Genomic DNA, 21,934 nt, shown 5'->3' on the forward strand with positions numbered 1-21,934 from the left:
CATGACCAAACCTATTGATCTCTATTATTGGCCCACGCCCAATGGCTGGAAAATCACCATCGCACTCGAAGAAATGGGCCTTCCGTACAATCTGCATATGATTGATATCGGCGCTGGTGCCCAATTCGATCCAGAGTTTTTGAAAATTGCGCCAAACAACCGGATGCCTGCGATCGTTGATCATGACGGCCCAGATGGCGAACCGATTTCGATTTTTGAATCTGGTGCAATCTTACAATATCTGGCCCGCAAAACTGGCAAATTCTACGGAACATCGGCACGCGAACAGATCAACGTCGATCAATGGTTGATGTGGCAAATGGGCGGTGTGGGTCCGATGGCAGGCCAAGCGCATCATTTTTTAAAATACGCCCCGGCAATGACCCCATCCCATGATTTGCCCTATGCCAAGGATCGCTACCGCAATGAGGTAGGCCGTCTATATGGTGTGCTTGACCGCCAACTCGCCAAGTCAGAATTTGTTGCAGGGGATTTCTTTTCCATCGCCGATATGGCGATCTGGCCTTGGGCCATTCTATGGGAAGGCCAACAACAGGACATCAGCGATAAGCCGCATTTTTCACGCTGGTTGGAAACCGTTGGAAACCGCCCCCAAACAGCGAAAGGTAAATCCATCGCAGCCGAAAATCGCTCAAATCTCGAGCAGGATAAAAAGGCGCAGGATCTGTTGTTTAAGCAAAAAGGCTAAAAGAAAGGGGCGGTTATTCACCGCCCTTTTCTTCGCCATAGACATGAAACAGTTTCACTTGAGACATAAAGAACCCAAAGAGCGCCAGCGTTAAACCGACCACTTTAAATGTTACCCAAGTTGTGTCGCTCATGGTGCGCCAAACAAATTCATTTGCCACAGCGAGCGCAAAGAAAAAGATCGCCAAGCGTTTGGTCAGTATCATCCAACCTTCGTTCTTAAGCGGTAACATTTCCCCCATCAAAAACTTGAGATAGCTCTGTCCACGCATCAAGCCAAACGTCAGTGCTCCACCAAAGAAAACATAAAGAATGGTTGGCTTCATTTTGAAAAACCGGCTGTCATTCAACCAAATCGTCATGCCACCCATCACGACAACCAGCAATGCAGTCATGATCTGCATTTTTGACAAAGCCCCCGTCAGCCACCACAACAAGCCAGTCGATAGCAGCAGCAATGGAATAAACAACGCTGTGGCCACAATGAGCCCTTCGTATTCAACGCCATTAAATGTAACCACATCGCCCTTTAGGCGCATATACCCGACAAAGAACGCAATAAGCGGTCCGTATTCGATAATCCCACGTAGGGTTGGGCTGACTTGTTTTTCGCTCATCTCGTTTCCTTTATCCACCCAGTTCAACTACCACCGCACCCGTCGCAATCAACCCCATCAAGATCAATCTTCTGGGACCGACGGTCTCTTTTAAAAACAACCAACCAATCACAGCCGCAAAAACGGCAGAGGTTTCGCGCAACACCGCCGCTTCGCCAACCTTGTCCAATCGGGTCGCCATCATGATTGACCCAAAGCTCGCAAAAGCGATGAACGCCCCGATGACACCCCTTTTAAACAAAGGAACCAGCGCGGGTTTTTCCTCCATTGTTTGATAATGGCGGTAAGCGACGATTGGCATAAACAATCCATCGATCATGAAAAACCACGCCAAGAAGGTAAATGGGTCTTCGGTCGCGCGAATTCCATAGGCATCATACGTGGTATAAAGTGCTACGGTGCCGCCCGTAATACACGCCAGCATCAATGCGCGAACCAGAATATCGCGATCTACCTGCGTTTTCATATAGTTATATCCGGCCAAGCCGAAGATTCCGCTGATCAAAACAAAAACGCCAAACCATTGCATAGGCGCAAATGTTTCTGAAAAAACGAAATAAGCCGCGATAACCGTGAACAACGGTCCAGTTCCGCGCACCACAGGGTAAACAACCGTAAATGCCCCCAGTGAATAAGCTTGCGCTTGCAACATCTTATACGCAACGTGAATAACAAACGCCCCAGCAAAGATTGGCCACATATGGGGTTCAGGCCAAGGCACCACAAACAGCGCAAATGGCATCGCAATCACGCAATAGCTGATATCGATGGCCCCGCGCATGATCCAAGGGTCATACCGCCCCTTTTGCAGTGCACCAAAAACCGCATGCAACACCGCCGCGACAATGGCCAGCACCAACGCGAGTTGATGCCCAACCTCAGTGCCCTCGAGCGTCAAAAGCCAATCTGTCAGCACGTTGTAGACCGAGTTTGCCAATCCGGCATCAGTTGTCGATCCCCGTCAACGCCGCTGCAAATTCCTCTGGATCAAACGGCGCGAGGTCGTCAATTTTTTCACCCACGCCAATCGCATGAATGGGCAATCCAAACTTATCAGCCAAGGAAACAAGAACGCCGCCCTTAGCCGTGCCATCCAATTTGGTCATGACTAGCCCAGACACATCCGCAAGCTTTTGGAATGTACCCACTTGATTAACAGCGTTCTGGCCCGTGGTCGCATCTAGAACAAGCAACGTGTTGTGCGGTGCGGTGTCGTCTTTTTTACGGATCACCCGAACTATTTTTGCAAGCTCTTCCATCAAATCTTGGCGATTTTGTAAACGCCCTGCTGTGTCTATCATCAGCAGATCGGCACCGTCACGTTCGGCCTGAACCATTGCATCATAAGCCAAAGACGCGGGATCTGACCCCTCAGGTGCGGTCAGAACTGGCACGCCGGCCCGTTCCCCCCAAACCTGAAGTTGTTCAACCGCAGCCGCGCGAAACGTATCGCCAGCCGCGATCACAACTGATTTTCCCGCAGCCTGAAATTGGCTGGCAAGTTTGCCAATCGTTGTGGTTTTTCCGGCACCATTGACGCCAACAACGAGTACGACCTGTGGTTTTTTCGCATAGATTGGCAACGGCTTTGCGACGGGTTCCATGATACGTGCAACTTCATTCGCCAAAAGTTGTTTTATCTCATTTGACGATAGCTTTTTACCAAACCGACCTTCGGCCATATTCGCCGTAACGCGCAGGGCTGTATCAACCCCCATATCCGCCGCGATGAGCAACTCCTCGAGTTGCTCCAGCATCTCATCATCAAGCTCGCGCCGCACGGCCTCGGGCTTATCGCCAATCAGGCGCCCCAAAATTCCTTTTTTTGCCGGCTCAACAGGCTTTGGTTCAGCTATGTCTGAAGCTATTGACGCTTGCGCAACGGGGGCTTGAACCTCAGGTGTTGGCTCCGCTTCTTGCACGATTGCATCAAGCCCTTCCTCAATTTTTGAGGAAGATTTAAACATTCGGTCTTTAAGTTTTTTGAAAAACGCCATTTGGAGCCTCTAATAACCTATCAACTCAGTTATTGCAGCTTTGCCCTAGATGGAAGAGCCAAGCCCGGATTTTCCGCAATCCTGCTTGGAAAACCTAAAAAACGGACCTATATGAGAGCAAATGTCGAGCAAATACACATATATCGCACCGGGTTACGAAGCTGTGGCCAGCTTTGTCGTCCATGCTGACCCGCTGATCCGCATTCACAGCACAAAAATCAAAGGCGAAACCTTTTGGATCAAGCGCCCGGAAAAGCACGGGTTTATTCAACGCCTTCAAAAGGGTGACGCCCTCACTCAATTCGCAAAAGAAAAAGAAGCCCTGCATGATTTGCACGAACAAGGCATTCCCGTCTCAGAGATTATCATCGAAGGCGATGATATTCTTGTAACCAAAGATAGCGGACCGACTTTAAACCACTTTTTTCACGACCTAGACGGGCCCAACACAATGCGTGCCATGTCGGACGCGGCGATGGGTTTGGCTGACCTGCACAAAAAGGGCATCAGCCATGGGCGCCCCAGCCTGCGTGATATTTGCTGGGATGATGGTACACTTACGTTCCTTGATTTTGAAAACTTTTCCCCAAAACTGAACACACCAGCAGGCCATGCCCGCGACATAATTATGTTTGTATTCAATGCGCTTGCTGTCACACAACGCCCGCGCGACGAAATAAACAAAGCGATAGAAACCTATAAATCCTGCGACACCCAAGGCATCTGGGAACTGGCCCAAGATTGGTGCCATCGGCATCGCTGGATTATCCCCGTGACCGCCCCAATACGTGCGGTGCGGAGTTCCAAAGAATTCAATGCAATACCGCCTACGTTTGAGGCTTTCAAAAAATAATTTACGCCTATCGCAACCGTTTAGCTATCATCGCGTAGATTTTTAGATGATAGGGCTTTTACACATAGCGTAAAAACTTCACGCGCCAGCCTTACTAAGGATCGCGCTTTTGATTGCGTATTTTTATGTTGGAAAGCTTTTAGGCGGAACCATCTGGCAACGCGTTTTTGGTAACGAACCAAAAAAGAAAAGGCCGGGAAAACCCGGCCCTTTTTATTTATACTTCGTCAGGGAAGTGCTGCATCGTTAGCTTAATCGGGTTCGGAGCCGCCTGCCCCAGACCACAGATTGAAGCGTCGGACATTGCGGTGCACAGTTCGCCTAGCAGGCCCTGATCCCATTTGTCTGCCTGCATCAGCTTCACGGCCTTTTCACAACCGACACGACACGGGGTACATTGACCGCAGCTTTCGTCCTCAAAGAACTTCAGCATGTTGATCGCAGCTTGTTTCGCGCTGTCTTTGTCAGACAGCACAACAACAGCAGCCGACCCGATAAAGGTGCCATGCGGTTGCAGAGTGTCAAAGTCCAACGGAATGTCATGCATAGACGCCGGCAACAAACCAGAGGACGGGCCGCCCGGCTGATAGGCTTTGAAAGCGTGCCCATCAAGCATACCACCAGCCGCATTGATCACATCAGTGATCGTTGAACCAGCCTCAAGCAAATGAACGCCTGGGTTTTTCACACGGCCAGAAACAGAATAACTGCGAAGCCCTTTGCGACCGTTCTTTTCAACGGACGATAGGATTTCACCACCTTCGCGGCAGATTTTTGAAACCCAGTGCAAAGTCTCAACATTGTGCACCAAAGTCGGACGATTAAAGATACCAACCTGCGCCACAAATGGCGGACGGTGACGTGGAATACCGCGTTTACCTTCGATGGATTCGATCATCGCAGATTCTTCGCCACAGATATATGCACCTGCGCCGCGACGCAGATCAATATACCCCGGTTCAACAATCCCAGCGGTTTCCAATGCTGCAATTTCGGTTGCCAGAATTGACAACACAGCAGGGTATTCGTCGCGCATGTAGATAAAGACTTTTTCAGCCTCAACCGCCCATGCAGCAATCAACATACCCTCAAGAAACACATGAGGAACACGTTCTAAGTAATAGCGATCTTTGAATGTCCCGGGTTCACCTTCATCGCCGTTTACCGCCATGTAGCGTGGACCTTCGTTCATGCGAACAAAGCCCCATTTTTTGCCAGATGGGAAACCAGCACCACCCAAACCACGTAGGCCTGAGCTTAGGATATCTTCTTGGACAGCTTCCCAATCGCCGCTTTCGCGCAACTCTTTTAGTTTGGCATATCCACCTTCGGCCTCATAAGCAGCGAAGGTTTCATAATCAGGCACATGCGCATGTGTGTCGTCAGCTGCAATCGCGGCCTCGACTTTTTCAACGGTCGCATGGTCGATATGATTGTGACCAATTTCCAAAACAGGCGCTGTATCGCAACGGCCCATGCAAGGGGCACGCAACACACGCACCTGAGAGGCATCAAGCCCATCCTCAAGCGCCTTTTGCAATTGCTCTGCCCCTGCCAATTCGCAAGACAAAGAATCGCAAACACGAATGGTCAATGCAGGTGGCGGTGTTTCGCCTTCTTTCACCACATCAAAGTGCGCATAGAATGTCGCAACTTCGTAAACTTCGGCCTGCCCCACACGGAGTTCCTCGGCCAAAGCCCGCAGATGCGCTGCTGACAGGCACCCAAATTTATCTTGAATCAGGTGTAGAAACTCGATCAGAAGATCACGGCTACGGGGGCTATCGCCTAGAAGCTCACGTACTTCATCCCATGCCTGATCATCCAACTGGCGACCTTTAGGGGTTTTACGCCCTTTTCCGCGCCCGGATTTCCATACACCTTTTTGCTCATCCAATGCCATCTGCTGCACCTGTCTTTGCTACAGATGCGGTTTTAGTCTGAATGCCCCCTGATTGGCCATGTCAAAAACGACATACACGCGACCATAAGCGTTTCTTTTGCTTCTCAATTGGATAGGATAAACGGTAACTCCGCTCGATTTTTTCCTTTGCGCCAGAAAGGCTATCCTGTGCGTCACCCTATATTTGCCCATGTAATTGCGACTGTTTGCCCCCTATTGCTGCTGTGTTTTGCAGCCACTATGGGCGGGCTATGGATATGGCTTTCGCTTAGCTACCTCATTGTATTTACGTTCATTTTAGATCGTTCTTTCAAAATTTCGGTCCCCGCGACAAGCGATAACGAGACATTGGAGGACGCGGATCGACTTTCGTTTTTCTTAGGTATCTGCCATTTTTTGATGCTTGCGCTGGCCGTGTGGGTGCTCACAAACACTTCCTTTGACCTTTCGCAAAAAGTTGCACTGTTCGTGAGCTTTGGCATGTTCTTTGGACAGATTAGTAATTCAAACGCCCATGAACTGATTCATCGTGGTGATCGGCATTTGTTTGAATTGGGGAAATGGATTTATATCTCGCTTCTGTTTGGGCATCACACCTCCGCGCATAGGCTGATACATCACAAATATGTCGCCACCCCAGATGACCCAAACAGCGCGGCCTATGGGCAAAGCTTTTATCGTTTTTTTCCAGACGCTTGGATCGGGTCATTCACTGCCGCGCTTGAGGCTGAAACCCAGCGCATAACGCAAACAAAAACCAAGCGCATCCACCCCTATATTGCCTATTGTTTAGGTGGTTTGTTGTTTGCCTGCATGGCTTTTTTCCTCGGAGGAGCAAAGGGTGTCGCGATTTTCCTTGGGCTCGCGTTTTATGCCCAATTGCAACTGATGCTATCGGACTATGTACAGCATTACGGTTTGCGGCGCGCACTGTTGCCAAATGGGCAATACGAATCCGTCAATGAACGTCATTCCTGGGACAGCCCACATTGGTTTAGCAGCCTGACGATGCTGAATGCGCCTCGGCATAGCGGTCACCACACCACCCCGAGCAAAGCGTTTCCTGCATTGCCTGTCCCCAATGCGGCCATGTCGCCCCTTCTTCCGGCGAGCCTGCCCGTCATGGGGGCAATCGCCTTATCCCCAAGATTATGGCGCAAAGTGATGGACCACCGCGTCAAACACTGGCACCCTGACCTGAAATGAGGTTGGTCATGATCAAACAGTTTTTCTTTTCGCTTTTTCTGGCAGTGCCTGTCGTCGCGCAAACGCCCCTAACTCCAGAGGAGTTTCAAGACCTCACAGAGGGGCGCACATTCTTTTTCGAATCCGATAATGTTGCATACGGAGCCGAAGAATACCTGCCCGGGCGGCGGGTTCGTTGGTCATTTTTAGATGGGCGCTGCATTGAGGGCGGCTGGGTCGCCGATCTCGATCTAATTTGTTTTGTTTATGATGGCTGGAACGAAGCCCAATGTTGGTCATTTTACTATGAAAATGGACAACTCAGGGGGCATTTTGAAAATGATAACAACACGCCCGATCTGCTAAGCGTTGCAGATACGGACGAGCCATTGTTGTGTGTTGGACCAGACGTGGGCGCTTAAAATAAACTGCCTTGCTCTGGTGGTTTTGTCGGCTTCTTAACGGATTTCGCAGCTGTTTTGGTCTTTTCCTCTGCAAATGCAACCCGACCGTCATGAAATTCGATTTCCAGTGCAGTGGCTTTTTCCGCAGCGGATTTCGATGTGATAACTTGGTCATCTGAATGCACAACAGCATAGCCACGTTTGAGCGTTTCTTTGTAACCCAATGTCTGATGCATACGTGTCACCGCATCTAGCTTTGCTTCCCATTTTGACAATTGCGTTTTGCCTTGAAGCGAAAACCGGCGACTGATTGTGTTTAGTTTTTCTTTTTTGCGCTCGATATCTTGGATCAAAACCGGAATACGCAAGCGCGCAATACGTTGATCTAGGGATTGTCGCTTTTGCTGAACGCTGCGCGACAGTCCGGGTGCCGCACGGCCAGAAAGCACCTTAAGGCGATCCTGTTCATGACGCACTCTTTGCATCAATGCACCGCCCTTTAACGGGGCAGACCGCTGTTCCAACGCAATACGTTTAACCTGCACGGTTTGACGCAACGCCGGATCCAAACGCGCGGTCGCCACATCCAATCGCTGTGACGCGGTTTCAATCAAAGCCTCAGGCTTGGGCAAAGCCCGCGCCACATCCCGCAAACGTTGACCACGTTGCGAAACTGCTTGGGTCAAAGCCCTAGTCAAACGCGCATCCTGCTCTGACACCCAATTCAACAACTCAAGCCGCACAGGGACAGCATGCTCTGCCGCTGCTGTAGGTGTCGGGGCACGCCGGTCCGAAACAAAATCGATCAATGTCGTATCGGTTTCGTGACCCACCGCTGAAATCAGTGGAATTTCAGAATCCGCCGCTGCACGGGCAACAGATTCCTCATTAAATCCCCAAAGATCCTCAATTGATCCACCGCCACGCGCAACGATCAACAAGTCCGGCCGTGGCAGCGCGCCTCCGGGTGTCATAGCGTTAAATCCGTTGATCGCGTTCACCACCTCAGGTGCGCATTTCGCACCTTGTACCGCTACTGGCCAAATCAGCACTTTGCGCGGGAACCGATCCCGTAGGCGGTGTAAAATATCTCGGATAACGGCGCCGGACGGTGACGTGACGACGCCGATCACTTCGGGAAGATAAGGCAGCGGCTTTTTACGTTCAGGCGCAAATAACCCTTCAGATGCAAGCAAAGCCTTACGCTTTTCCAGCATCGCCATCAGCGCACCCATACCGGCGGGCGCGATGTCTTCGATCACCATTTGGTATTTGGATTGCCCACCAAAGGTCGTGAGCTTACCGGTGGCGATGACCTCCATCCCTTCTTCGGGGAGGGTCTGAAGTTTACTGGCGACACCCTTCCAGATGATTCCCGACAGAACAGAACGGTCATCTTTCAAGTCCAAATACAAATGACCCGAACGCGGTTTGGACACACGCCCAACCTCACCGCGCACCCGAACGCGGGAAAATGACCCTTCAATGGTGCGTTTCACCGCGCCTGAAATCTCGGTTACTGTGAATTCAGGGGCATTTACCCCAGTTTCTGGCTCTTCAAACAGGTCTGACATCCTGCCTCGCTTGTCATGTTGTTGAACGCACCTTAGAACGCCTGCAACAAGAGTCCAAGGAGACACATTCATGAACATTCTTATCCTCGGAAGCGGCGGGCGTGAACATGCGCTGGCTTGGGCGGTAAAACAGAACCCAAAATGCGATCGTTTGATTGCAGCGCCGGGCAATGCCGGAATGGCAGATATCGCTGAATGTGCTTCGCTTGATATTATGGATGGCAGCGCGGTTGTTACCTTTGCCGAAGAAAACGCAATCGATTTCGTGATTGTCGGCCCTGAGGCTCCGCTTGCGGTTGGGGTTGCGGATGATCTGCGCAATGCAGGGATTTTGTGTTTTGGCCCGTCTGCAGAAGCGGCAAAGTTAGAGGCGTCCAAAGCATTCACCAAAGAAATCTGCGACGCAGCAAACGCCCCCACAGCAGCCTACGCGCGCTTTACTGAGGCAGAGCCAGCCAAAGCCTACATTCGCGAACAAGGCGCACCCATTGTTGTCAAAGCTGACGGTCTGGCCGCCGGCAAAGGCGTTATCGTCGCAATGACCGAAGAAGAGGCGCTCGCGGGGATTGACGATATGTTCAGCGGCGAATTTGGCGATGCGGGCGCTGAAGTCGTCATTGAGGAGTTCATGGACGGCGAAGAAGCGTCATATTTCATCCTTTGCGATGGCAAAACAGCGCTACCTGTTGGCACCGCCCAAGACCACAAACGCGCCTATGACAACGACGAAGGCCCAAACACCGGCGGCATGGGCGCATATTCCCCCGCCCCAGTTCTAACCGACGCCATTGCAGAACGCGCAATGGCCGAAATCGTGCGCCCAACCGTTGCCGAAATGGCCAAACGTGGTACACCTTTTCAAGGCGTTCTATATGCGGGTTTCATGATCAAGGACGGTCAGGCCCGCCTTGTCGAATACAACGTACGCTTTGGTGATCCTGAATGTCAGGTGCTGATGATGCGTCTTGGCGCGCAAGCTCTGGATTTGTTGTTGGCCTGTGCCGAGGGCAAACTGGATGAGGCTCAAGTCAACTGGGCGGATGACCATGCAATCTCTGTTGTGATGGCGGCCAATGGTTATCCCGGTTCCTATGAAAAAGGGACAGTGATCAGCGGCTTGGATCAAATCTCCGAAGACAGCATGAATATGGTTTTCCACGCTGGAACCACCGCAAAAGACGGCAAGGTCACTGCAACCGGTGGTCGGGTTTTGAACGTAACGGCACGTGGTGACAACTTAGCCGAGGCCCGCAAACGCGCCTATGCAATGGTAGATCAAATAGATTGGCCCGAGGGGTTTAACCGATCCGATATTGGCTGGCGCGCTCTTTAAAACACCTGATTGGGGCCAAAGATGATTATCAAAGACAAGCCGAACCTCTTTCAATTGCTCTTTGCGATAAAAGGTTCGGTGTTGCCCCATATTTTCCCGCGCATCTTGGCCCTAATGGCTTACTCAACCGCGCTCGTGCTGGTGGATAATTTTGTTTATGCCTTGCCGCATACAAGCGCGGCCCCCTTTGCCGTGTTTGGTATTGCCCTGTCTTTGTTTTTGGGTTTTCGCAATAACGCCGCCTACGATCGCTGGTGGGAGGGACGGCGTCTATGGGGTGGATTGATTGCTGATTTTCGCGCATTTGCGCGGGAATGTGATTTATTCATTTCCAACAAGGACCGCCGGATTAAAATCCTACGCTTGTCTTTGTGCTTTATCCACCGTCACCGAGCCAACCTGCGCAGCGTCGAGAACGAAAATGCCAAACAGTGGGTATCTGATCTGCCTTATGGGGCACATCCCCCCTGTACTGCGCTCAATGCTATCAATGCCGAAATTACGGACGGCCACCGCACCGGAGAAATTGACGGGTTTGGCGCGCGCTCTTTGTCCGAGCGCCTCGGTGGTATTGCTTTGGCGCAAGCTGGATGTGAACGCATCGCAACAACCCCATTGCCGCATGTGTATTCATTGCTCGTCTATCGGACGACCTATCTGTACTGTCTGTTGGTTCCGATGGCATTTTTGGAAAACGTCAATTGGCTCACTCCGCTGTTTGTTGGGGTGATCGCCTATGTGTTCTTTGGTTTGGCTGAAGTGACGGAAGAGTTGGAAAATCCATTTGGCACGACCGTTAACGGGCTGCCCTTGGATGCGATGTGCCGGGTGATCGAAATCAGCTTAACGCCGCATTTGGAACTCGACCCACCTGCCCCCTTAACACCTACAGACGGCGTGTTAAGTTAATTGTCACAGTCCAGTGCATCCTCAATAGACTGAGCGCCCTCAAACGGGCCGATCACTGTGCTGACATACCGACCCTGTTCAAACTGGGTACGCACAACAGACGACCATGCCGCATTAGCGGTCACCATAAACGGGTTGGCACCACATTCGGCTATTCCACCAGATATGAAGTCCTGCCCAAACCGATGGTTTGTTAACCCGTCAATATCTGCCACGCGCTGCAACGCGCCATCGTCAAACCGCCAGATGCGCAATACCTTGGCCAAATGCGGGCGATCAATATAGGCCAGTTCGACCAAACCATCGCCATCTAGATCTGCCGCACCAATCGGCGCGAGCCATCGATTTGTGCGCCCAATATGTGGGGTCTCCGCCACTTTTCCAGTTTCATCATAAATGGCCAAGGCCGCGCCGCGCCGCACATCTGTTTCGATCACGACCACCTCAAAATCTCCGTCGCTGTCGACATCAATCAATCTTGGCTCAAGATCCTCAAAAACATGGGATTGCGGCAGGCGAATGGTGATTTGGCGTGAATTTGTATTCAGCACTAACGCGCCAAATTCACTGACATCCCCAAAAACGCCATGACGGTAACGTTCCGTTGGTTCAGCGTAATGTGCTGAAACAATATCCGCCGACGCCAGGCGCGCAGATACAAAAAGGGCGGCAAGCCCAATGCCAACCGCCCGTTTCATCAGATTTGCTTTTCTGGCATTTGGACGACGAGGCCTTCCATCGCGTCAGTTACCTTAATCTGGCAAGTCAAACGGGAACGGGACATGTCAGGCTCAAACGCGAAATCAAGCATATCTTCTTCCATTGCATCCATCTTTGGCAGTTTTTCAGCCCAATCAGGATGCACATATACGTGACAAGTGGAACATGCGCATGCACCGCCACAGTCTGCTTCGATTCCGGGGATATTATTATCCCGCGCGCCTTCCATAACGGTTAGGCCATTTGCGACCTCGACAACATGCTCGGTGCCGTTATGCTCAATATAAGTAATTTTCGCCATCGGTTCCTCTTCCCAACGTAAGTCTTAACCGGATGCTTAGCCTTCCTAGAGAAGTCAATCCAGCTCTTTTTTTGTGCAGACTAAAGAAGAATAACCTCAACACTAGATGGTGTTGATAAAGTTTCACTGTTCTTAGCTCCTAAATTTGCTGTAGACGAATGTAAAGAGAAAGAGGCCGACAGAACCTGTGCAGTATTTTGGACGAGTCAGAAATCTATTTTGGGCAACTGCTGGCGTCGGTGTCTTGGCCGGTTGTGAACCCGTGCCCACTGACAATTCCCATAGAACAGAGCGTCTGCAAGCCTATTCACATGCTGCAGCCCCCCAAGGCGCCCCACCCGGAAGCTGCTGGGGACTTGATCATACCCCTGCAGTGATCGAAACGGTCACCGAACAAATTCTGGTCAGCCCTGAAATACTGGCTGAAGATGGCTCTGTCGAAAGCGCCGCACGCTATCGCACTGAAACTCGGCAAGAAATTATTCAACCGCGCCAAGAGTTGCGTTTTGAAACGCCTTGTTTTCCCGAATTATCAGTTGAGTTTTTAGAAACACTTCAGCGCGCTTTGATTGCACGTGGCTATTATGACGGTGCCATCACAGCGCAGCTTGATCCAAAAACGGAACGTGCAATTCGTGCATTTCAGCAAAGCTTCGGGTTGGACAGCCGTATTCTATCGCTTGATGCAGCACGCCGCTTAGGCCTATCTGCGATTGATTTATCTCAGTTCTAAATAAAAAAAGGCACCCGAAGGTGCCTTTCCTAAACGTTTACGCCGCCCTAGTTCAACGGTAAGGCCACGAAGCGTGGATCGCCATCGCGCTGGATCAATAGCAATACCGATTTGCGACCGGCTTCCCGTGCCTCGGCGATAATTCCCTCAAAGGCTTCGGTTGTTGCAATTGCGCGTTGGCCAACTTCAGTTACCAAGTCTCCAATTTGCACCCCTTTAGAGGCCGCATCCGAATCAGGATCCACGTCCATAACAACCAACCCGATCACATTTGGGGCAAAGCCAAGTTGCTCCCGCATCTCATCCGTGATCTCCGAAAGCTCCAACCCTAAAATTGAGGTAGACGAAGGTTCCACAGGTTCATCAGGAGATGCAGCGGGTTCATTAGCGGCCTCGGCCGTTTCCCGGCGTCCCAATGTCACGAGAAGTGTCTGTGTGCCGCCATCACGAAACACAACAACACGCACGGCCTGCCCAACAGCTGAGTTACCGACCTGACGCACCAGATCGCTGGTGTCCTGTACGTCGGTCCCATCAAAGGACAAAATAACATCACCAGCCAATATACCGCCATCTTCCGCTGGACCTGCAGGCACATCGGACACCAAAGCACCACGCGCATCTGAAAGCCCCAGCGCCTCAGCAACGTCGTCACCAACATCCTGAATCCGTACACCCAACCAACCGCGACGTGTTTCCCCGAATTCGCGCAATTGGTCCACCACACGTGTCACAACAGCAGAAGACATCGAAAACCCGATACCGATAGAGCCACCATTCGGGCTAAGGATCGCTGTGTTCACACCAATCACATTGCCATCCATGTTGAACAATGGCCCGCCAGAGTTGCCCCGGTTGATCGCAGCGTCTGTCTGTAAAAAGTCATCATAAGTGCCTGACAATTCGCGATTGCGCGCTGAGATAATACCAGCTGATACGGAAAAACCTTGGCCCAGTGGGTTACCTACGGCCAAGACCCAATCCCCAACACGCATAATATCGCTATCGCCAAACGATACAAAGGGCAGCGCCGTTTCGCTTTCGACTTTTAAGACAGCAATATCAGTGTTTACGTCTGTTCCTACGACCACGGCAGGCAACTCTTCACCAGAGAAAAATTCCACCAAAATCTCATCAGCGCCTTCGATGACATGATTATTGGTCACGATAAACCCATCTTCAGAAATGACAAAACCCGAACCAAGCGCCTGATTGCGTTGCGGTGCGCGTTCGCCCCGGTTGCTCCGATCGTTAAATTCCCGGAAAAATTCTTCGAAGGGGGACCCTTCTGGCACAATAGGTCCGCCCCCAATACGCGACGAAACCGTCGTGCTGGTTGTGATGTTCACCACTGATGGGCTGACTTCTTCGGCCAAATCAGCAAAAGTTTCCGGTGCGCCACGTGCAACTGCCATAGCGGCCTGCATGATCAAAAGCACAACTGCCATAAAAAACAGCGGCACGAATTTGACGCGCGCTGCGTTGGTTGGAAGAGTAAGTGTCTGGACCTGCGATATCACACCGGTCTCCTTTTTGTTGGGTTCTGTTGGACCCGAGCCAATGCCGATGCACACGCCCGTATAGATATTATTTTTGCTATTCGTTGCATATTTTCAATGTCTAGTGCTGAAATATTTGTGAATTCATCGTGCGTTCAGCGACGAATTGCTTAACCAGCCCCTATGCCCCGAGCGATTTCGCAAACCAAATCAATAAAATAGCACATCCTATTCCCAATAAACCTGCAATACGGCGGGTATCGTGGGAAAGACTATTCAGCATCTCAATAATGTTTTCCAAACGCGAAGGGGCCAGTGCAAGCACCAGCCCCTCGACAGCCAAAACAAGGCCGATTGCATACAGAACAGTCGCGATCATTCGCGACCGTCTGAATTAAGATATGTGAAGAAGTCACTGTTTGGCGAAAGAACCATTGTTGAATTCTCCCCCTGAAGCGCACTGCGATAGGCTTCGAGTGAGCGATAGAAATCAAAGAATTCAGGATCTCTGCCATAAACGCTTGCCAGAATAGAGTTCCGACGCGCATCAGCTTCACCTTCGATGATCAACGCTTGACGTTGCGCATCGGAGACAATGACCTCAGCTTCGCGATCAGCCTGAGACCGCACAGAAAGTGCTGCCTCACCACCACGCGCAACCTCATCACGCGCTTCGCGTTCACGTTCAGTGATCATTCGCAGATAAGTCGCTTCGAGGTTTTCCGGTGGAAGGTTTGTCTGTTTCAGACGTACATCAATCACTCGAATACCCAATGCATTTGCTTTGATATTAGCCGCTTGGGAAATACGGTTCATCAAAGCGCGGCGATCAGAAGACAGGATATCATCAGAGGACACTGTCCCCAAAACCCGGCGGATTTCATCGATAAAGATACCATCAAGGCGATCTTCGGCCGCACGTTCACCACCAGCACCAACAGCCTGACGGAACCGCACAGGGTCTGAAATCTGATAACGCGCGAATGCATCAACGATCAAACGACGATCATCAGAGGGCGTAACTTCGCGTTCAGGAATATCACGGCTGAGGATACGGTCATCGTAACGCACAACTTCTTGGATAACAGGGATTTTAAACGCCAATCCCGGCTCTTCCTGAACAGATACAACGCGACCGAATTGAAGGATCAGAACCTTTTGGCGTTCATCAACGATAATCACGGATGACATAATGCCCGCGATAATCAGTGCCAATAGTGGCAATAAGAGAGTAGATTTACGCATCAGTTTGACCCTCCATTGCGACGTAGCTCATTGAGAGGAAGATAAGGGACAACACCCTGCCCGCCTCCGGTCGTATCGCTGTCCAGAATGATCTTATCCAGACCACCAAGTACCTCTTCCATGGTTTCCAAGTAAAGGCGACGACGCGTTACTTCTGGCGCTGCCAGATATTCGGTCAAGATCGCGCCAAAACGGCTTGCTTCACCTTCAGCAAGGTTCACAACACGGGCACGATAGCCTTCAGCCGCTTCTAGCAATTGTGCACGCTCACCACGGGCACCAGCCAATTTTTCGTTGGCATAAGCATCCGCTTGGTTTTCAAGACGTTCGCGCGTTTGCGCCGCATCTTGAACTTCGCGGAATGCCGCTTCAACGCTCACGGGTGCTTCGGTTCGAACGGGTGTGCTGGGTGGTTCTGCCCGGTCAAGCGTCACACGCACGATATTGATCCCGCTTTCGTATTCGTCCAACGTGTTTTGAACCAGTTCCTGCAACGTTTCACTGATCAGACCACGATCGCGGTTCAAAATCGGTGCAAGCTCAGATTGCGCAATAATTTCACGCATCGCAGATTCAGACACCGCAGACACGGTTGCGCTCGGATCACGTAGGGTGAACAGATACTTTACCGGATCGCTGACGTTCCAAACGACCTGGAAGTCAATATCAACGATATTTTCGTCACCGGTCAACATGAGACCAGCCTGACTGCCAGTACCGATGGTTTCGACCCGCTCGGTTGTAACCTCAACGATCTGCCGTGAAACAACAGGCCAAGGCGCAAAGTTCAGACCGGGTTCGCCGACAGCATAAAATTCACCCAAGAACAACTCAACTGAACGCTCTTCAGGCTTAACTGAGTAGAACGAAGCGAAAGTCCAAAGCGCTGCCGCTGCCAAAGCACCCAAAACAAGGGTCCCTTTGGTCAAACCAGGACCGTCCGGGCCTGATCCGCCATTCGGACGGCGCGTACCATTACCGCCCCCGCCCATGAGAACACGCAGTTGCTCTTGGCCTTTTTTCACGATCTCGTCGATTTCGGGGATTTGCGGCCCGTCATCTGAAGAAGGACGGCGTCCGCCGTCGTTATTGTTATCATCATTGCCGCGATTACCGCCGCCTGATCCGCCGCCGCCCCATGGGCCGCCACTATTTCCTGACATTCGGGCTCATTCCCCTTTGTTCAAAGCAATTCATTGCTCTTTTAACTGGTCACAAATGCGTAATTGTCAAGTTTCGCGCACTGGTGATTTCATTGTTACGAGTTCTTCGGCCATCACTGGGTGAACGGCACAGGTACGATCAAAGTCTTCTTTTGTCGCCCCCATTTTAACGGCAATCCCCGCAAGTTGGATCATCTCGCCTGCGTGATCGGCGACAATATGGCACCCTAATACTTTACGGGTGTCTTTTGCCACGATCAATTTCATCATCACTTTGTCAGCACGCCCTGCAAAGCTGGACTGCATCGGTTTGAAAGATGTCGCATAAATTTCTACGGGACCGTAGTTTTGCGCCTCTTCCTCGGTCATGCCAACAGTGCCAAATTCAGGCTGCGTGAACACCGCAGATGCGACCAATTCATGGTCAACTGGTGTCGGGTTACCCTTAAACACGGTTTCAACAAAGGCCACGCCTTCGCGAATGGCGACAGGTGTGAGGTTAATCCGGTCTGTTACATCGCCAACCGCATAGATCGATGGCACAGCCGTCTGGGAATATTCATCCACGATGACCTGCCCTTTGCGACCCAATTCAACACCAGCGTTTTCAAGTCCCAACCCATCGGTTACAGGAACTCGACCGGTTGCAAACATGACGTGTTCATAAGTTGCTGTGTCACCATTGGTGCCTTCGACCTCAAGACCACCGTCAACTTTGGTCATTGATGCGATGTTCGTACCAACATGGAGATTGACACCGTTTTCGCGCATTTCACCCGCGATGTGATCACATGCTTCGCCATCAAAACCGCGCAGGATTTGTTCACCGCGATAAAATTGTGTAACGTCGACTCCCAAGCCATTCAAAATACAGGCAAATTCACATGCAATAAATCCACCGCCAACAATCAGAATTGATTTAGGCAACTCATCCAGTAGGAAGATTTCATTTGAGGTAATCGCATGTTCTGCACCCGGCATATCCGGTTTGAACGGGCGACCGCCAACGGCAACCAAAATGTGTTTTGCAGTGAAAGTTTGACCAGAGGACAGTTTAACAGTATGCGCATCGACGACTTCGGCTCGGGCATCAAACGCTTCGACGCCGTTGGAACTCAGGATATTCTTATAAATCCCTTCAAGGCGGTCCAGTTCGGCGTGCAGTTTACCGCGGAAAGTTTGCCAGCTGAAATCGCCAATCTGTGCATCCCAACCATATGAACGCGCATCTTCGATTTGGGTCGGATAGCCTGACGCATACACCATCAATTTCTTTGGAACGCAGCCCCGAATAACACAAGTGCCGCCCATACGATATTCTTCGGCCAAGGCCACTTTGGCGCCTTCGCTCGCGGCCAAGCGTGCAGATCGCACCCCACCAGAGCCACCGCCAATTACAAACAAATCATAGTCAAATGCCATCAAACGCGTTCCTATATTTATAGATCAGAAAAGAGGTTTTCATTTTCGACAAAGTCGATGTGATCCTCTTCAACCGTTCCGCTATTTATGTCGCGGACCTCAACCTTACCATCCCCATAGCCGATCACAACTGCGTCACAAATATCGATAAACAGACCATTTTCAACTACACCCGGAATTTGGTTCATCACCAAAGACAGCTGCCGTGCATTTTCGATGCGATTGAGATGCAGATCAATAATGTGATTACCCTCATCCGTCATGACAGGGATATCGCCATTCATTCGTAGGGTTGTCGTGCGGCCCATAACGTCCAACCCGATCAAGGTTTCCTCGATCAGCGCCTTTGTTGTTTGCCACCCGAATGGAATAACCTCAACCGGCAATGGGAATGACCCAAGTTTTTCAACCTTCTTACCAATATCAGCAATAACGATCATCTGATCAGAAGCCGTCGCGACGATCTTTTCCTGAAGCAAAGCCGCGCCGCCACCTTTGATCAGGTTCAATTCGCTATCGTATTCGTCAGCCCCGTCTATGGTCACGTCCAACCATTGTGCTTCGTCTAGCGAAACAACTTTTATGCCGACTTCGCGCGCAAGCGCCGCTGTACGGGCAGAAGTCGGAACGCCGGTAATTCGCAGCCCCTCTTCGCGTACCAATTCCCCCAAACAACGCACCATCCATGCAGCAGTCGAACCTGTCCCCAAACCAACGCGCATTCCGTCTTCGACAAAATCAACAGCGCGCTTTGCGGCGACAAATTTTGCCTTGTCGATCGGTGACAATTCTCCGGCCATGGCAGCGACTCCTTCATAGTTTGGGCATGTTATAGAGAATGTCGCGCGGGCTCGCGACAAGAAAGACACAATTTCCCCAATCGAACCTCAATTGCCCTAATTTCTGGTAACCGTAACAGAAAGATAGACAGGGCTCCTGAGAAAAAGTGACTTCCCTAACTGTAATTTATGCCAGCGACCCTACAAGTAAAATATCTGCCTCCGTAAGGTAGCACACAGCAATAAGAACACCTGACGGACCGCCACACACGGAGCCCGCCAGATGCAAAGCCTAAACCACGGATTACGCGACAGATTTGACGGCAGCTCTGTTAAATGATGTCTAATGCGCCTTGCAATTCGATCAATGTGGTCGTGAAATCAGCCCCATCTGAAGCTAGTGAAATTGAAACATCCTGCACTATCCCCGATGTCGTATCTGTATAGGAAATGGTAAATCCGTCAGCTGTCAGTCTCAGACTTGAGCTGTCAAATTCCGCGCCTCCCGTGTTATAGAAGCGCAGCATATCCCCTTCCGTGATATCGAAATCAGTCACAGACGTATTGGTTGAGCTGCGTGTAAATTCGAATACATCAGCACCAAGACCACCCGTTAAAACATTGGTGCCAGCCCCGCCGAAGATTACATCATTACCTGCACCGCCAAAGATATTGTCATTTGCGTCTGATCCCCAAATGGTGTCATTCCCAGCACCGCCATCAACCAACATCGACAGACCGGCCAAGCTATAATCAGGGCTTGTCAGATCGATAATATCATCGCCGCCCATGCCTCTGATTTCTTCTATACCAGAAAACCGCGCAGCGCTGTCATTTCCAAAGGAATCTTCGGTAAGCGCAACAGAGGTGTGAAACCCAGAATAGGCATCATGCAAGAAAAATGCGTCCCCTTGGTCACCCAACTGAACAACGTCAAAATCCGCTCCCCCATCAGTAACCGTTTCTAAACGTAGCAAACCCTCAAGATTGATTTGAACATGCGTTCCGGTTTGCGTCGCAGAACTGGCATTAAAAGCCACATACTCTGAGGTGTGATAGGTCGTACCCGTTAGCATGGCTATATCGTTACCAGCATCCAACGCAATGGCATCTATTCCATCCCCATCCGTTACAGTATCAGCGCCGTCGAGAGTGTAAATTCGATCGTTGCCTGACCCACCAGTGACTGTGTCGTCTTGATTGCTTCCGGCAATGGTATCTTGGCCATCGCCACCATGGTAACTCGCGATGATTGAACCATTTGCAGTAATCTCATCATTGCCCGCACCTCCGTAAACAGTTGCGTGGCTGTCACTCGACGTGCCATTCATATGAACGAAAATACTGTCATTTCCATCGCCACCAAAAAGCGTTGTCATACCCTGCGCATTTATCAGCACATTCAGGCTGTCATCGCCACGCCCTGCGTCGATTTGCAGTGTGGTTGCTAAAAACTCATCATTGAGCTGACCATAAGACAGGCTGTCGTTGCCGTCTCTCAAATTCAATTTTAGCGTCGCTAACCCTTCCGAACCATTTTGAATAATTTCGTCATCAAAGTCAGAAAATTCAAATTCTACGGCCTCTCCATAACCAAAAATTTCGTTTAAATAAGCGTAGCTCAAACCAACGGAAAGATCGAACTGGCCTCCCTCCGCAAACAGATCACGAACGATAAGACTCGTATCCGCATCGGGCGTATATTCCAGAATAACATCAGGCGCGGACTCATTCCCTGTGCCCCAACGTTCCGCATAAATACCACCAATGCTCGCCAAACTTCCTTCAAGGCGGCTTTGAACATCATCAAAAGCAAGCTGAAGGGCGTCATGAATGCGCGTCGCCGCTAATTCAAGGGCCGCGCCTTGATCCGCCACCCGGGGGACTGGCCCAATTAATCCACGAATGGGCGGGGCATCAATCCCGAGTATTTCAATAAAACCGCCGCCATTAAAACCTTCGTCTAGACCCGTAAGCGAAAAATCGAAATCAACAAGTGCAAACCCAGATAAGAGATGCTGTGCATAACCCGAAATCGGTTCAATAGCCCCATCACGCCTGAAATCAGAAAAAGTCCCGTCACCAAAGGCGTTCCATCTTGTATCAATGCCATAAATGTAGCTCACCACCTCGTCTAATGCGGTGTAATACTCCACGGTTGCGCTAGCGGATCCAGTAAATGGATCAGGGGCGAAAAAACCGCTCGGTACCAATTCCCCTCCGAAATCGGCGAATGCGGATCCAATTCCGTTGGTCAAATTTAGTCCGTTATTTGATTGGGAAAAGTCGAATATATGAGACAAATCTATACTCCTAAAAACAGATAATTTACAAAAATAAATGGTTGGTTATGCTTCCATTTCTTTTTCTGTAAGTCAACAAAAGCGTCACTTCATTGGACAGGCCACGCCCAAAGGAATGGGTCAAACTGTGGTTAGGTGTCAGAGGCGCGATCGCCCGTAGCCTGAAAGAGCCCGAGTTTGAAACTTTAGGAGTGCGATCACGGATTTGCTTGAAGCAGAACCCGCAAATTATTCAGATACAATGGCTCGTCCGTATAAAAATACAGCTGCAGGGACGTGTAAGGTC

21 protein-coding genes are annotated in these 21,934 nt (G+C 50.7%); 7 read left to right on the forward strand and 14 right to left on the reverse strand.

Annotation, left to right across the window (positions count from 1 at the left end; all coding sequences use genetic code 11):
- The first annotated feature begins 1 nt into the window (after position 1).
- Positions 2–709 carry a glutathione S-transferase N-terminal domain-containing protein gene (locus G9C99_RS05555; protein WP_166416465.1) on the forward strand — a complete coding sequence of 236 codons (708 nt, stop codon included), beginning with the start codon at positions 2–4 and terminating at the stop codon, positions 707–709.
- Positions 710–722: 13 nt separating this feature from the next.
- Here G9C99_RS05555 and G9C99_RS05560 read toward each other — a convergent pair whose 3' ends face one another.
- The 3 genes from G9C99_RS05560 to ftsY are packed head-to-tail and all read right to left on the reverse strand — an operon-like array spanning position 723 to position 3,322.
- Entirely contained in the window at positions 723–1,325 is a 603-nt protein-coding gene (locus tag G9C99_RS05560; RefSeq protein WP_166416466.1) for an inner membrane-spanning protein YciB, read from the reverse strand.
- Between the two features lie 10 nt (positions 1,326–1,335).
- On the reverse strand, positions 1,336–2,238 hold the full coding sequence (locus G9C99_RS05565) for an EamA family transporter (RefSeq protein ID WP_166417098.1): 903 nt from the start codon (positions 2,236–2,238) through the stop codon (positions 1,336–1,338).
- 31 nt (positions 2,239–2,269) lie between these two features.
- Positions 2,270–3,322, reverse strand: coding sequence for a signal recognition particle-docking protein FtsY (ftsY, locus tag G9C99_RS05570; protein ID WP_166416467.1), 1,053 nt, complete (start codon positions 3,320–3,322; stop codon positions 2,270–2,272).
- A gap of 121 nt (positions 3,323–3,443) precedes the next feature.
- Between ftsY and G9C99_RS05575 the strand changes: the two genes are divergently transcribed.
- The gene (locus G9C99_RS05575; protein ID WP_166416468.1) at positions 3,444–4,175 is read left to right on the forward strand and encodes a BUD32 family EKC/KEOPS complex subunit; all 732 of its coding nucleotides are present in this window, start codon (positions 3,444–3,446) and stop codon (positions 4,173–4,175) included.
- Between the two features lie 217 nt (positions 4,176–4,392).
- Here the strand turns inward: G9C99_RS05575 and G9C99_RS05580 are convergent, their stop codons facing one another.
- Positions 4,393–6,078: an NAD(P)H-dependent oxidoreductase subunit E gene (locus G9C99_RS05580; protein WP_166416469.1), complete on the reverse strand. Its 1,686-nt coding sequence runs from the start codon at positions 6,076–6,078 to the stop codon at positions 4,393–4,395.
- 168 nt (positions 6,079–6,246) lie between these two features.
- Here G9C99_RS05580 and G9C99_RS05585 point away from each other — a divergent pair, with 168 nt between their 5' ends.
- Positions 6,247–7,284, forward strand: coding sequence for an alkane 1-monooxygenase (locus tag G9C99_RS05585; protein WP_331459975.1), 1,038 nt, complete (start codon positions 6,247–6,249; stop codon positions 7,282–7,284).
- 8 nt (positions 7,285–7,292) lie between these two features.
- On the forward strand, positions 7,293–7,685 hold the full coding sequence (locus G9C99_RS05590) for a hypothetical protein (protein WP_166416470.1): 393 nt from the start codon (positions 7,293–7,295) through the stop codon (positions 7,683–7,685).
- Here G9C99_RS05590 and xseA read toward each other — a convergent pair.
- Positions 7,682–9,241: an exodeoxyribonuclease VII large subunit gene (xseA, locus tag G9C99_RS05595; protein WP_166416471.1), complete on the reverse strand. Its 1,560-nt coding sequence runs from the start codon at positions 9,239–9,241 to the stop codon at positions 7,682–7,684. The genes G9C99_RS05590 and xseA overlap by 4 nt on opposite strands.
- 70 nt (positions 9,242–9,311) lie before the next feature.
- Between xseA and purD the strand changes: the two genes are divergently transcribed.
- Together purD and G9C99_RS05605 are read left to right on the forward strand one after the other, a co-directional pair.
- Complete coding sequence (gene purD, locus G9C99_RS05600) at positions 9,312–10,574, forward strand: phosphoribosylamine--glycine ligase (protein WP_166416472.1); 1,263 nt, start codon at positions 9,312–9,314, stop codon at positions 10,572–10,574.
- Between the two features lie 21 nt (positions 10,575–10,595).
- Entirely contained in the window at positions 10,596–11,483 is an 888-nt protein-coding gene (locus G9C99_RS05605) for a bestrophin family protein (RefSeq protein ID WP_166416473.1), read from the forward strand.
- Here the strand turns inward: G9C99_RS05605 and G9C99_RS05610 are convergent.
- Positions 11,480–12,181: an FG-GAP repeat domain-containing protein gene (locus tag G9C99_RS05610; protein WP_166416474.1), complete on the reverse strand. Its 702-nt coding sequence runs from the start codon at positions 12,179–12,181 to the stop codon at positions 11,480–11,482. The two genes, G9C99_RS05605 and G9C99_RS05610, sit on opposite strands and share 4 nt — an antisense overlap.
- Positions 12,181–12,504 carry a 2Fe-2S iron-sulfur cluster-binding protein gene (locus G9C99_RS05615; protein ID WP_166416475.1) on the reverse strand — a complete coding sequence of 108 codons (324 nt, stop codon included), beginning with the start codon at positions 12,502–12,504 and terminating at the stop codon, positions 12,181–12,183. The genes G9C99_RS05610 and G9C99_RS05615 overlap by 1 nt, the downstream gene beginning before the upstream one ends.
- A gap of 262 nt (positions 12,505–12,766) precedes the next feature.
- On the opposite strand from G9C99_RS05615, the gene G9C99_RS05620 reads away from it, so the two are divergent.
- Entirely contained in the window at positions 12,767–13,237 is a 471-nt protein-coding gene (locus G9C99_RS05620; protein WP_166416476.1) for a peptidoglycan-binding domain-containing protein, read from the forward strand.
- Positions 13,238–13,284: 47 nt separating this feature from the next.
- Here the strand turns inward: G9C99_RS05620 and G9C99_RS05625 are convergent, their stop codons facing one another.
- The 7 genes from G9C99_RS05625 to G9C99_RS05655 form a co-directional block, all read right to left on the reverse strand.
- Complete coding sequence (locus tag G9C99_RS05625) at positions 13,285–14,685, reverse strand: Do family serine endopeptidase (RefSeq protein WP_166417100.1); 1,401 nt, start codon at positions 14,683–14,685, stop codon at positions 13,285–13,287.
- A 232-nt stretch (positions 14,686–14,917) separates the two neighbouring features.
- Positions 14,918–15,115: a DUF2065 domain-containing protein gene (locus G9C99_RS05630; RefSeq protein WP_166416477.1), complete on the reverse strand. Its 198-nt coding sequence runs from the start codon at positions 15,113–15,115 to the stop codon at positions 14,918–14,920.
- A complete protein-coding gene (gene hflC, locus G9C99_RS05635) occupies positions 15,112–15,981 on the reverse strand; it encodes a protease modulator HflC (protein ID WP_166416478.1) in 870 nt (289 codons plus the stop codon). The genes G9C99_RS05630 and hflC overlap by 4 nt, the downstream gene beginning before the upstream one ends.
- Positions 15,981–17,144, reverse strand: a complete 1,164-nt coding sequence (hflK, locus tag G9C99_RS05640; protein ID WP_166416479.1) for an FtsH protease activity modulator HflK — start codon at positions 17,142–17,144, stop codon at positions 15,981–15,983. Before hflK ends, hflC begins: the two co-directional genes overlap by 1 nt.
- A gap of 66 nt (positions 17,145–17,210) precedes the next feature.
- Positions 17,211–18,566 (reverse strand): glutathione-disulfide reductase, encoded by a 1,356-nt coding sequence (gene gor, locus G9C99_RS05645; RefSeq protein WP_166416480.1) that lies wholly within the window; start codon positions 18,564–18,566, stop codon positions 17,211–17,213.
- A 17-nt stretch (positions 18,567–18,583) separates the two neighbouring features.
- Entirely contained in the window at positions 18,584–19,366 is a 783-nt protein-coding gene (rpiA, locus tag G9C99_RS05650) for a ribose-5-phosphate isomerase RpiA (RefSeq protein WP_166416481.1), read from the reverse strand.
- A gap of 311 nt (positions 19,367–19,677) precedes the next feature.
- Entirely contained in the window at positions 19,678–21,648 is a 1,971-nt protein-coding gene (locus tag G9C99_RS05655; RefSeq protein ID WP_205859828.1) for a calcium-binding protein, read from the reverse strand.
- Positions 21,649–21,934: the final 286 nt, after the last annotated feature.

The sequence above is a fragment of the Cochlodiniinecator piscidefendens genome, assembly GCF_011326755.1.
GTDB lineage: Bacteria > Pseudomonadota > Alphaproteobacteria > Rhodobacterales > Rhodobacteraceae > Cochlodiniinecator > Cochlodiniinecator piscidefendens.